The 12,322-nt window shown below is 67.2% G+C and carries 12 protein-coding genes; 5 read left to right on the top strand and 7 right to left on the bottom strand.

Going from position 1 to position 12,322, the window contains the following annotated elements:
* The first annotated feature begins 363 nt into the window (after positions 1–363).
* Complete coding sequence (locus FBZ88_RS29970) at positions 364–1,626, top strand: glycosyltransferase family 4 protein (protein WP_145620649.1); 1,263 nt, start codon at positions 364–366, stop codon at positions 1,624–1,626.
* On the top strand, positions 1,623–3,062 hold the full coding sequence (locus tag FBZ88_RS29965; protein ID WP_145620648.1) for an oligosaccharide flippase family protein: 1,440 nt from the start codon (positions 1,623–1,625) through the stop codon (positions 3,060–3,062). Before FBZ88_RS29970 ends, FBZ88_RS29965 begins: the two co-directional genes overlap by 4 nt.
* Here FBZ88_RS29965 and FBZ88_RS29960 read toward each other — a convergent pair.
* The 3 genes from FBZ88_RS29960 to FBZ88_RS29950 form a co-directional block, all read right to left on the bottom strand.
* Positions 3,055–4,089, bottom strand: a complete 1,035-nt coding sequence (locus FBZ88_RS29960) for a radical SAM protein (RefSeq protein ID WP_145620647.1) — start codon at positions 4,087–4,089, stop codon at positions 3,055–3,057. The two genes, FBZ88_RS29965 and FBZ88_RS29960, sit on opposite strands and share 8 nt — an antisense overlap.
* Positions 4,090–4,155: 66 nt before the next feature.
* Positions 4,156–4,917: a PIG-L family deacetylase gene (locus FBZ88_RS29955; RefSeq protein ID WP_145620646.1), complete on the bottom strand. Its 762-nt coding sequence runs from the start codon at positions 4,915–4,917 to the stop codon at positions 4,156–4,158.
* 37 nt (positions 4,918–4,954) lie between these two features.
* On the bottom strand, positions 4,955–6,091 hold the full coding sequence (locus FBZ88_RS29950; protein WP_145620645.1) for a glycosyltransferase: 1,137 nt from the start codon (positions 6,089–6,091) through the stop codon (positions 4,955–4,957).
* Positions 6,092–6,191: 100 nt separating this feature from the next.
* On the opposite strand from FBZ88_RS29950, the gene FBZ88_RS29945 reads away from it, so the two are divergent.
* On the top strand, positions 6,192–6,734 hold the full coding sequence (locus FBZ88_RS29945; protein ID WP_145620644.1) for a DUF2141 domain-containing protein: 543 nt from the start codon (positions 6,192–6,194) through the stop codon (positions 6,732–6,734).
* Here FBZ88_RS29945 and spt read toward each other — a convergent pair.
* Both spt and FBZ88_RS29935 read right to left on the bottom strand, forming a co-directional pair.
* Positions 6,728–7,963, bottom strand: a complete 1,236-nt coding sequence (spt, locus tag FBZ88_RS29940) for a serine palmitoyltransferase (RefSeq protein ID WP_145620643.1) — start codon at positions 7,961–7,963, stop codon at positions 6,728–6,730. The genes FBZ88_RS29945 and spt overlap by 7 nt on opposite strands.
* A gap of 3 nt (positions 7,964–7,966) precedes the next feature.
* The gene (locus FBZ88_RS29935) at positions 7,967–8,218 is read right to left on the bottom strand and encodes an acyl carrier protein (protein ID WP_145614019.1); all 252 of its coding nucleotides are present in this window, start codon (positions 8,216–8,218) and stop codon (positions 7,967–7,969) included.
* A 241-nt stretch (positions 8,219–8,459) separates the two neighbouring features.
* Between FBZ88_RS29935 and lptF the strand changes: the two genes are divergently transcribed.
* Positions 8,460–9,611 carry an LPS export ABC transporter permease LptF gene (gene lptF / locus FBZ88_RS29930; RefSeq protein WP_145620642.1) on the top strand — a complete coding sequence of 384 codons (1,152 nt, stop codon included), beginning with the start codon at positions 8,460–8,462 and terminating at the stop codon, positions 9,609–9,611.
* Positions 9,598–10,707, top strand: a complete 1,110-nt coding sequence (gene lptG, locus FBZ88_RS29925; RefSeq protein ID WP_145620641.1) for an LPS export ABC transporter permease LptG — start codon at positions 9,598–9,600, stop codon at positions 10,705–10,707. Before lptF ends, lptG begins: the two co-directional genes overlap by 14 nt.
* Here the strand turns inward: lptG and FBZ88_RS29920 are convergent.
* Positions 10,682–11,560, bottom strand: coding sequence for a CDP-alcohol phosphatidyltransferase family protein (locus tag FBZ88_RS29920; protein ID WP_145620640.1), 879 nt, complete (start codon positions 11,558–11,560; stop codon positions 10,682–10,684). The genes lptG and FBZ88_RS29920 overlap by 26 nt on opposite strands.
* Positions 11,561–11,563: 3 nt before the next feature.
* Positions 11,564–12,322: phosphocholine cytidylyltransferase family protein (locus tag FBZ88_RS29915; RefSeq protein WP_246138915.1), on the bottom strand; the 759-nt coding region annotated here is incomplete at its 5' end.

The following is a 12,322-nucleotide window of genomic DNA, read 5'->3' as shown; positions in this document are numbered from 1 at the left end:
TAATGAATGCCCTGGATCAGCGCGCTCGCACAGTTTCCGATGCCTGCGATGGCAATACGGATTTTGGCCCTCTGCATGACGTAACCTGTGAGTTGGGGAATTTACAAAACAGTAGGTGAAAATCGGGCAACGCGCGTCAAAAGGATGTGAGCACCCTCACACTTTTGTGACGGAATGATGGCCGACACATCGTATTGGCGCCATTTCCATCCGCAGGACCCATAAGCGGTGTGCCGGGCCGGGATTCCAACCGGCCATTCAGCATGCCCGGTGAGAGGAACGGTGAGGGCCGTCGCTATTGAATCCGGCTGTCACCTATGAAAGAAACGGGCACCCCTCCGCTCTCCCATGGTGCAGTTTTCGATGCGAATATTATTCACTTTCGAGAACCCTTTACCAAGCACTGAAGCGGATGCCGAAGTATTTACCACCACGGCCCGGTATCTGGCCCCGCTGACGGAAGGGGCGTGGCTGCACGTCCCCCTGAAGGACGCGGCGGGGCGGGCGGCAGCGGAGGCCCTGGCCGGCATGCCGGTGGTCGATGCGCGTGCCCCGATCACGCCGGCGGCGCTGCGGCATTTCCTCTGCGGGCTCACCCTGCCTTTCCGGAAAGAGTTTCGCCGGGCCGACGTGGTCTACACCCGCAACCTCTGGGTCGCCTGGATGGCCATCCTGTTCGGGCAGAAGGTCGCTTTCGATCACTACCGCCCGTGGCCCGACCAAATCCCGCCGCTGCAGTTCTGGCTGTACCGCCTGCTCAGCCACCCGCGCTTCATCGTCAAGATCTGCCATTCCGATTACACCCGGCGCAAATACCTGGCCTTGGGAATTCCCGAGGACAAGGTGCGCTGCATCCGCAACGGCTATGAGCCGGCACGGTTTCAGGCCCGCATCCCCCTTGAGGAAGCCAAGCGGCGGATCGGCGTCGAACCCGGTCAGAAAACGGTCGTCTACACCGGCCGGGTGAATCACAAGAAGGGCCTGGCCTTGGCGGTCGAGGCGGCCAGGGAGCGGCCGGACGTCCTGTTCATCCTGGTGGGATCGTATGGGGAAGGGCCGATCGAGGCCATGGCCCGTGACGTGCCCAATGTGCGCATCGTCCCCTATCAGCCGGCGGACAAGCTGGCCGACTACATCTACGCCGCCGACATTCTGCTGATTCCGCCGTCCTGGCTGCCGCTGGCGGAGTTCGGATCGACGGTCCTGCCGCTGAAGGTGTTCTTCTACCTCGCTTCCGGCCGGCCCATCCTGGCCGGGCGCACCCCCGACGTGGGCGAGGTCCTGCGTCACGATGAGAACGCTTATCTCTGCCCGCCCGATTCCATACCCGACCTTGTCGCCGGCATCGACGCGCTGCTGGGCGATCCGGCCCGTGCCGCCCGCCTGGCGGAAACGGCCCTGTCCGACAGCCGTGACTACACCTGGGCCGCGCGGGCGCAGCGCATCCATGCCCTGGTGGAGGAGCGCATGCAGGCCACCCCGGTGAGGGCGGGCACTTGGGGCAGGCGGGAATTCCGGGCGTGGCGCCAACAGTCGCGCCATTGGCTGGCCCACCTGGTCAACAAGGGCGCCTGGGTGCTGCCGCCCCGTCCCGAGGCCCCCCTCGGAATGGATAGGACAACGTGAACGACGGCGACCATCAGCGCCATCTGCGACGGGGCTTCAACTGGCTGGGCGGCGCCACCGTCCTGGCCAAGGTCATCGACTTCTCCACCATCCTCGCCGTGCTGACCTTCCTCAGCAAGGAACAGGTGGGCGTGGCCTCGCTGGTCATCTCCACCGGCATGGTGATCGAGGCCTTCGACGGGCTGGGCACGGGCGACGCCCTGGTCCAGGCGCCCACGGTGGCCAAGCGTCAGCTGGACAGCCTCTTCTGGTTCATCCTGGGCGCCGCCTTCCTCATGGGTGCTGTGACCTTGGCGGCGGCGCCGGGGCTGGAGGCCCTGTACGGCGTCACCGGCATGGCGGCCTACTTCATCGCCGTGGCCGCCAAGCAGCCGATGGTCGCCGCCGCGGTGATACCTCTGGCACTGCTGAACCGCGACCTGAAATATGAGCGGATCGCCGTCGTCAACGTGGCGGCCACGCTGGGGGCGGCGCTGACGCGTCTGGGCCTGGCCGCGGCCGGCGCCGGGGCGTGGGCCCTGGTGGCGGGCTATGTTTCCAGCGGCCTCTACACGCTGGTCGGCGCCACGCTGGCACGCCCCTTCCGCCCTGGGGCGCACTTCCGGCTGGACGACATCTGCGGCCTGGTCCGCTTCGGCTTCCGCGCCGCGGCGGTCAACCTGTTCGAGCAGGTCTTCAAGAACATCGATTTCCTGCTGGTGGGCTGGTTCTACGGCCCGGCCCCCCTGGCGCTGTACCGGGTCGCCTTCGACATCGCCATGGAACCGGTGATGGCGGTGGGCACGCTCATCAACCGCACGGCGCTGCCCGTCTTCGCCCGCCTGGCGGGCGACAGGGCCGGGCTGACCCAGTCGCTGACCTGGTCCTTGCGCCGGCTGGCCCTGCTGACGGCCCCGCTGATGGTGGGCCTGATCCTGGCGGCCGATCCTCTGACCGCCCTGATCCATGACGACCACGGCCTCAGCTATGCCGCCGCCGCCCTGCCGCTGAAGCTGTTGGCCGCGGCTGCCCTGCTGCGGGTGACCTCGCAACTGCTGACGCCGCTGATGATGGCGTCGGGCCGGCCGGGCCTGGCGGCCCAGCTGTCGGCCGTCACGCTGACCCTGCTGAGCGCCGGCATCGTGGCGGTGGGCGCCCTGCTGCCGGCCGAGGGCGGAATCATTGCCGTCGCGGCGGTGTGGCTGGCGATCTATCCGCCGCTGCTGGCGTGGGGCGCCCGTTATCTGGAGCGGACATGGGCCATCGGCGCCGCCAGCGTCGTCCGGGCCTTCCTGCTGCCTGCCGCCGGCGTTGCCGTCATGGCCGCCGTGGTCTGGACCCTGCGCCTGCTGCCCGGGGGCGACCGGCCCGCCGTCAGCGTCGCCATCGTCGCGGTGGCGATGGCGGCCGCCTATGGCGGGCTGTTCCGGTACGACCGGGAAAAGCCGGTCAGCTGACCGGCTTGGCCGCACCATCCGCCGGCGGCGCGCCGGCGGGCCGGGCCGTGGGGTCCGGAATGGATTGGCGCCGCCGGTCGAACATGCTCATCTGGTGCACGCAGCTCAGCGTACACGTCGGGGCGCAGCCCTTTTCGGTGTGATATTCCCGCTTGATGTCTTCCAGCGTGTAGTCCAGCAGCGGCTTGTTGGGATAGCCCCGCTGCTGCGAACACCAATGCACCCGCCCGTCCTCGGTGACGTACAGGTAACGGGCGCCGGCGCGGCAGTGCCAGTCGTTGGCCTGGCCGTTCATCAGGTTTTTCTGAAACAGCCGGTAGTTCAAGGTGTGCACCAGCGACGGCGAAATCTGGGTGACCTTCTCATAGGCCAGCATCTGCGCCGGGCTCAGGGGCTTCAGCGTGCCGCTGCCGTCATGCAGCACGCCCACGGAATGCTGCAGCCCGAACTTGGCCGCCGTTTCCGCCACCGTCACCACGTCCTGCGTCCGCTCCCCCGTGACGCCCAGCACGGAGTTCACGTTCACCTTGAACAGCGCATGCTTGGACAGCAACTCCAGCTTGCCCTCGACCGACTTCAGGCTCTTCATCGAGATTTCGTCGGGCTCAAGGTTGTCGATGCTGATCTGCATGCCCTGAAGGCCGGCGGCGTTCAGGCGGTCGATCCATTCCTTGGTCAGGCGGAAGCCGTTGGTGATGGTGGTGACGATCATGCCCTTCTGCCGGGCATGGCGCACGGCCTTGTCCAGGTCGGGGTTCAGCAGGGGCTCGCCGCCCGTGAAGGTGATGGAGGACGTCTTCAGCGCCGCCAGATGGTCGACGCGCGCCAGCAGGTCCTTCAGCGGCACGGGCGGGGAGAAGTCGTCATATTCGTTGCAATAGCCGCAAGCCAGGTTGCAGCGGCGCGTCACCACGACCTGGGCCAGCAGCGGCGTATACCGCTGCCCGACGGCGCGGGCGGCGAAGCGGAGACCGGCGGCCAGGTTTTCCAGGCGGCCGGGACGGGTGGTGTCAGTCGTCGAGGTCATAGGGACATTCCGCGCAGCAGATCGTGTTTCGCAGCAGGCCGTGTTTCAAAGCGAAGGGACAAAGGATCAAACCGGAAGGGCCGTCAGGCGCCGCCGCGCCCGGCGCCAGGGTGGAGGCCACCAGCGCAGGCCGGCCACGTCCAGCATCTCCTCCCCCGCCATGGGGTGGCGACCTTCGACCTCCGGCGCCTGGCCGTAAAGTGTTTCTTGCGCCGGCCAGCGATGGAATGGCGTCCAGGTCCAGGCGCCGTGGCGCCGATACGTCTTCATCAAGCCGCGCGCCAGGGCGACGTCGGGCTGGACGCGGCGCCGCTCCGTCCAGCACGGGGCGCCGGCCAGCCGGGTGGCCAGCGGCCAGCTCTTGATGTCCACATAGTTGCTGAACCAGACGCGAAAGCCCAGCTCGGCCTGAAGGGCGGTGACGGCGCGGTGGACCTGCACATGCTCGGCGTGGCCGTACTCACCCCAGGGATTGTGGGTGTAGACCTCCGCGCATCCCGCCAGGGCCGGGCGCAGGGCCGCCACCAGGCGGGGGAAATTCGCCTCATAGCGGGTGCGGGCCGCCGCGTCCGTGATCTGCAGCCCCTGGGGCGTGGCCACCGGGCTGGCCCGGTCGACGGCGAAGCCGGCGCCGCTTTCCGGAATGCGGAGGTCGATCAGGCCCGGCAAGGCCAGGGCCGCCACCGCGCGCCGCCGCGCCGCCGCCTTGGCCGGCCGGTTGAAAGGATCACCGAAGCAGAAGACGACCCGGTCGGCCCCGGCGAGGGCGGAGCTGAGCCACAGGATCTCGTCGTCCGGATGGGCGACCACGACTGCCCGCCCAGCCATCCTCTGGTCACTCCCCCGTTCGGGACCTGCAGCGCCGTCATGCCGCATGGCCGGCCACCTGGTCGTATATATCCTCCAGCGCTGCCGTCTGGCGGGTGATGTCGAACTGCGCCCCCACGTGAGCGCGCGCCTCCCATCCCATGCGATGGCGCAGGTCGCGGTTGTCCAGCAGGGTTTCCATATGCCGGGCCAGGGCCTCGGCATCACGCTCTGGCGCCAGCAGGCCGGTGCGGCCCTCCACAATGGCTTCCGGAATGCCGCCGATGCGACTGCCGATCACGGGGACGCCGGTGGCGGCTGCCTCCAGCATGACCATGCCCAAGCCCTCGACGCGCCCGGTGTTGGTGCGCACGCTGGGCAGGACCAGCATCGCCGCCCGGCGCATCCGCGCCAGGACCTCGGTATGGGGCAGGGCGCCCAAGAAGCGTATGCGACTGCTCAATCCCAGCGTTCCCGCAAGCCGTTGCAACGGCTTGCGCAAAGGCCCGTCGCCGATGATGTCCAGTTGGGCCTTGGGATGCCAATCCGCAAGAAGGGAGAAGGCGCGGATCAGATATTCCGCGCCTTTCACCTCCACCAGGCGGGCGACGTGCAGGATGGTCGGCGTTTCCTCCTCCGGGTCGCGGGGGCGGATGGCCTGGCAGTCGACGCCGATGTAGTGCACCCGCGTCCGCTCCGCCGGGAAGCCCATGGCCAGCACCCGCTCCCGAATGAAGGCGGAGGCGCAGAGGAACAGGTCCCCCTGCCGGGCCAGGCGGCCGCGGAACAGGGGATAGTTCACCCAGGCGGGCGACATCATCAGCGCCGCAGTCGACAGCGTGGCGTCGAAGCCGTGGAAGGTGGTGATCAGCGGCAGGCCCAGGCGCCGCGCCACCGGCAGGGCATAGACGCCCTCCACCCCGAAATGGGCATGGATCAGGGCCGGGCGCCGCCCCGCCAGCAGGTGCTGATACGGCGCCGGATCCCGGGTCAGCATCTGCCAGCCGATGCGGGGCAGGGTGAAGCGTGGCCAGAGATCGGCCAGCGCCAGCGAGGCGGCGCCCGGCGGCGGCGGGCCGTAGCGCAGGCGCCCGACGTATAGCGGCGCATGGCGGCGCAGGAAGCGCGCCTGCTCCGTGATGAAGGTCTCGGAAACACGGAACAGGTTGTGCCGGAAGATGACCACGTCACGCATGCGCGAGGTCTTCACAGGGCTTGAAGTCCATCCGTCCCCGCCCGTACATGGTGCGTGCGGGCGCGCCCGGAAGAATGGACTGGTGGGGGACAAGTTGGTGATGCGAGGCAAGCTTAAAGCCCGCGCCGTGCTGGCGGGCATCTGGTCTCTGGCGGCGGTGGCGGCCCCAGTGGCGGCCCCGGTGACGGCGGTCCTGGCCCTGCCCACGGTGGCCCGGGCGGAGAAGGCGGTGGCCATGCCCGGCCCGCCGTGCGACCCGGCCGATGCCGCCCAGGTGCGGCTGCGGCTCAACATCACCGGCATGCACTCGGGCAAGGGCAACGTCACCATCACCATCTATCCGGACGATGCCGATCATTTCCTGGACGGCGCCTACAAGGTCGCCCGCCAGATCCTGCCGGTCGTCCTGCCCGTGACGGAGGCCTGCTTCGTCCTGCCCCAGGCCGGCCATTACGCGGTGGCGTTGTTTCATGATGAAAACGACAATGGCCATTTCGATACGACGATGCTCGGCATTCCGGCGGAGGGGTACGGCTTCTCCAACAATCCGACGCTGTACCTGGGACCGCCGGACCTGGGCAAGGTGCGCATCCCGGTCCAGGCCGGGGACAATCCGGTTTCCGTGCTGATGAAGTACTACTGAGCGGCGGCGCGGATTTCGGGCTGGGCGACCGGCTCGGCCGGGATGAGGCCCAGTTCGCGTCCCGTGGTGGCGAAGAGGGAGAGGGCGTGGTCGATCTGGCTGCGGCTGTGAGCGGCGCTGACGCTGGAGCGGAGCAGGGCAAGGCCCTTGGGCGTGGCGGGGGGCAGGCTGACGTTGGTGTAAAGGCCGGCCTCCAGCAGGCGTGTCCAGAAGGCGAAGGCCGTCTTGGGATCGGGCATGATGGCGGAGACGACGGGGCTGGCCTCGGGCCCGACATGGAAGCCCAGGTCGCCGAGGCCGGCATGGAAGCGGCGTGCGTTGTCCATCAGCTGTTGGCGCAGCGCCGGGCGGTGGCGCAGCTGGTTCAGCGCCTCCGTCGCCGCCGCCACCACGGCCGGGGGCAGGGAGGCGGTGAACATGTAGGGCCGGCTGGCGACGCGCAGGATGTCGAAGCCGTCCATGTCGCTGACGCAGAAGCCGCCGATGCCGCCCAGGCTCTTGGAGAAGGTGCCGACGACGAAGTCGACTTCATCCTCGACGCCGGCGGCCTCGGCCAGGCCGCGCCCGGTGCGTCCCAGGACGCCCAGGGAATGGGCCTCGTCCACCACCAGGTAGGCGCCCCACTTGCGCTTGACCTCGACGAACTCGCGCAGGGGGGCGGTGTCGCCCATCATGGAATAGATGCCCTCGACGACGATGACCTTGTCGCCGGGGGTATCGGCCAGGCGGCGCAGGCGGTTGTCCAGGTCGTCGGGGTCGTTGTGGCGGAAGCGGGTGACCTGGGCGTGGCCCAGGCGGGATCCGTCATAGATGCTGGCGTGGCTGTCGGCGTCCAGGATCAGGTGGTCGTCTTTGCCGGCCAGGGCGGAGAGGATGCCCAGGTTGGCCTGGTAGCCGGTGGAGAACACCATGCAGTGCTGCCGGCCGTAGAAGTCGGCCAGGTGGCGTTCCAGCTGCCGGTGGCCGCCGTAGCTGCCGTTGGCCACGCGCGAGCCGGTGGTGCCGGCGCCCAGGCTGCGGGTCGCGGCGACGGCGGCGTCGATGACGTCGGGGTCGTAGGTCAGCCCCAGGTAGTTGTTGGTGCCCAGCAGCAGGATGCGCCGGCCGGCGATCACCCCCTCAGTGGGGGAGAGCACCCGGTCGAAGCTGACGTTGAAGGGATTGTAGCCGGTGGATTCCAGGCTCTCGAACTGCCCCATCAGCGGCGCGAACTTGTCGAAAAGAGCCATGGGTCAGCGGTTGCCCTTAAGGTCACGTGCCGTAGCGATAAGATCGCCGATGGTCTTCACCTCGGCGATCCGGTCCAGCGGGATGGAGATGTCGAGCGCGTCCTCGATCTCCATCACGAAATCCATGACCGCAACCGAATCCAGACCGAGGCCCTCGGTGATGTTCGTATCATCCGATAATTCGACGGGCCGTTCCAGAGAGGCACGGAGGGCGTCGAATACAAGCGACCGGATCTGTTCTTCTGAATTAGCCATGCTTCTATATTAGCTATGCCACCATCGCGGAGCCGCCATTCCGCCCTCTCGCAATTTAGCGAAGGCTTCATATATCCGCCGTAACCTTTATAGAAGGCTGTCGTCGGATTGTCATAGACATTAATGCAAGATGTCGTATGCCATATGCGAACAGTCGTTGCGATAGCGCCGGGGGAGTTAGTCGGCACCCGGCTGGATAGGGTAATCCCCTGACGAACCAAGCGCGGGATGGCGTAGAGCTTTGATCATCGAACGCTACCTGATTCGAGAAGTCGCGAAGCCGCTGGCGGCCGTGCTGGGCATCCTTGCGGCCCTGTTCGTGGGCTACAGCACCGCGGGCCTGCTGGCAGACGCGGTCAACGGCCTGTTGCCGACCGGCGCCATCGCTGAATTGGTCGGGCTCAAGCTCCTGATCTCGCTAGAGGTTCTGATTCCCATTTCGCTGTACGTCTCAGTGGTGATGGCGTTCGGCAAGCTCTACGGCGACTCCGAAATCACGGCCATGTTCGCCCTGCACGTGAGTCCCGGCATCGTGTTGCGCGCGCTGTTCATGCTGTCGGGCGGCCTGGCGGTGCTGGTGCTGGCGCTCTCCCTGTTCGTACGCCCCTGGGCCTATGAGAAGTCGCACGACATCACGTATCGCGCCCAGCTTTCCATGAACGTCGATGCCATGGAATCGGGCACCTTCTACCTCAACAAGCATGGTGGCCGGGTCATCTTCTTTCCCCGGCGGGAAGGCATCCGGGGCCCGGCGAAAGAGGTCTTCATCCAGATCCAGCATCCGACCACCACCGACATCATCATGGCGCAGAGCGCCCACGCACTGCCGCCGAAACGGGACGGCGGATCGAACGTGCAACTGGATGGTGCGCACGTCTATTTCCTGGGGCGTGACGACTCGACCCAGGACCGCATGATGGATGTGGGCAGCGTCACGCTGGACCCCGCCAACCACAACATCGCCCCGCAGGAATACAGCGCCACAGGCGTCAGCACCGCTCGCCTGGCCCGCTCCAGCGATCCTGCCGACATCGCGGAGTTCCAGTGGCGGCTGTCCACCTGCCTCTCCACCCTCCTGCTGGGCTTGCTGGGCATGCCCCTTAGCCGCGTCAATCCCCGGCAGGGGGGGCGCTACGCCAAGTTCGGCACCGCCATCCTGGTCTATTCCGGCTATTACCTGCTGTGCACGTCGGCCCGCACCTGGGTGCAGCATGGCTCCGTCGGCGCCATTCCCGGCATCTGGTGGGCGCCGGCGCTGCTGGCGGTGCTGCTGGTCGTGGCGCTGTACTGGCCGCAATGGAACGTGGAGTTCCGTGTCCGGGCCCTGGTCAAGCGGCTGTCGGGCAGCCTTGAGGTGCCGCGGGAACACACTGTCCGCCATGACCCAGTTTGATCGGTATATCGGCGGCGCGACACTGAAGGCTTTCCTGACGGTCGCCGGCGGAGTTGTGGCGCTGTTCAGCCTGCTGGAGTTCGTCGAACAGCTGAAGTCAGTGGGCGAGGGCCAATACCACGTGGTCAACGCCTTGGTCTACGTGCTGCTGACCAGCCCGTCGCGCCTTTTGCAGGTGGCGCCCGTTGCCATGCTGATCGGCACCCTGCTGGCCCTGGGCAGCCTGGGCAAGGGCTCGGAACTGACGGCCATGCGTGCCTTGTGCCTATCGGAAGTGCGCATCATCGGGTCGGTGCTCAAGCTGCTGCCGCCGGTCGTCCTCGTGCTGTTCCTGGTGGCCGAATTTGTCATTCCGCCAGCGCAACATTTGGCCCTGACCCTGCGGTCCGCCGCTTTGGCCGACTCGCCCCTGGCGGACAGCGGCGACAGCTTCTGGGCCGGCGGCGCGCGGCAATACCTGAACGTGCTGCGGATCGAGAGCAAGAACGTCCTGCGCGGTGTGAACGTCTACACCTTCTCCCAGGACGGCCGGCTGGAGACGTTTATCCATGCCGACCGCGCCGAAATCCAGGCGGAGGGGCCCTGGCAACTGCGCGACGTGACGCGCAAGACCGTGGACGCCAAGCAGATCCATACCGAGCATCTGGACAGCCTGTCCTGGGCATCCTTCCTGCCGGGCAAGCGCGTGCAGGACCTGATGCCGGTGCCGGAGAACATGTCGCCGACGGGCCTTTATCGCTATGTCCGCGAGATGGGGCGGCAGGGGCAGCACGCCGTGCGCTATGAACAGGAACTGTGGACCAAGCTCAGCCTGCCGCTGACCATGCTGGCCATGGCGCTGATCGCGGCGCCGTTCGTGTTCGGGCCGCCACGGTCCCAGTCCACAGGCCAGCAGATCACCATCGGCGCCGTGATCGGCATCGTCTTTTCCCTGACGCAGCAGATTTCCGATCGCCTGGACTTGCTGCTGAACCTCAGCCCGGCCGTGACGGCCCTGGGCCCGTCGCTGATCCTGATCGGGCTGGCGGCCTATCTTTTCTACCGGACGCATAGGACGCGCCCGGTACCGGCTATGCCGCCTGTCGCAAGCTCTTGAGGAAGCGGGCGGAGCGGGCGGCCTGGCGCGACAGCAGGACGGCCAGGATCAGGCTGAAGCCCAGCAGCTCGAACCAGAAATACAGCAGCGGCCGGCCTGCGGCGGCGGCGATGAAAATGCCCAGCGTGCGGTAGTTGGCCGACAGGATGGACCAGCGCCGCACCGCCGGGGCGAAGGCGGCCCGGTACGCCTCCCGAATCTTCGGCGCGCGGGCCGCGTCGGTTGCCAAGGCACGTGCCAGTTCGTCGTGAAAGCCCACGGTGACGCCCGTCGTCAGGTACTGCAGGTGCAGATACAGGCGGTAAAGCGCGCCCAGCACGCCCGGGCGGTGCGCCGCCGGGGTGTCCAGCTTGGCCAGCTCGGCGGACTTCCGTCCCCAGCCCCAGAAGTTGTAGCACTGACGCTGCATCTCATAGGCGGCGGACTGGACTGCGTGGGCCACGCCGGCGGCCACGATGACGATCCATACCCAGCCGCCGTGCTCCGCCGCCAGCGTCATGGCCAGGCCGACATAGACGGCAATGAAGGTGACGTAGTCGCAGATGCCGTCCAGGATCTTGCCGGTTTCCGACTGCGCGTTGGTCAGCCGGGCCAACTGGCCGTCGGCGCCATCCATGACGTGCCAGGCGATCATCAGGACGAAGGCCACCACCGTCCACGCCAGGGTCTGGTAACGGGTGTAGGCCACGCCGGCGGCGATGCCGAAGGCCATCCCGGCCAGGGATACCGCGTTCGGCGGTATCCCCAGGGCGGCGAACCTGGGGGTCAGCCAGCTTGAGATGGGATGGATGACGTACAGGTTGGTGACCTCCTCGATTTCGGAGGTCCGCTTGACCGGTTCGGTGGTTTGCATGGCTCAGAGCTGGCCGGCGTCCAGAAGCTTTTCGGCCTTCTCGAAGGCGGCCGGGTCGTCAACGTCGATCCAGAACCGGTCGCCGATGTCGTGGACGCAGGCCTTCTTCCACCCCGCCAGCACGTTCATGGCGCCCGAAATGCTGTCGTCGCCCTTGGCCTGGCTTTCCTCCAGCGCGGCGAACATGCCCGGCGTGCAGAGGAAGACGCCGGTGTCGAAGGCGTTGAAGTCACGGATCACCTTGCCGATGTGCACGATCCGACCGTCCACGCACTTCACGCGCGTGACGTCTTCCGGGTCGTTCAGCGGCCGTTCGATGTTGAAGTCGACGGCCAGGGTCACGGTATCCGACTCCGGCCGCAGCGCCATCAGGCCCTGGAAGATGCCGGGGTCCACCAGGTGATCGCACATGGTCAGCAGGAAGGGCTCCGTCAGCAGGGCCTTCGCCTTGTGGACCGAGACGCCGTTGGCCCGTTCCCATTCGTCGTTGACGACATGGGAGACGGCAACGCCCACCCGTGCCGCCAGCACATCCACGGCGGCCCGCAGCTCTTCGCCGCGATAGCCGCTGACCACCACGAATTCCGTGACGCCGGCGGCGCGCCCCCGCTCCATCACGCGTTCGATCAGGGGGCTGCCCTTGATGGGGATGAGCGGCTTGAGGAGGCCGCGCTCCCGCAGCCGGGTTCCTTGCCCGGCTGCGACGATGAGGCACTTCATTTGGCGACGGCGAGCTTCAGGGTGGTGCTGCGGATGAATGTC

It is taken from the genome of Nitrospirillum bahiense, from assembly GCF_007828025.1.
Lineage (GTDB): Bacteria > Pseudomonadota > Alphaproteobacteria > Azospirillales > Azospirillaceae > Nitrospirillum > Nitrospirillum amazonense.
Note: the sequence above shows the minus strand (reverse complement) of the source record. Positions and strands in the feature narration are given on the sequence as shown.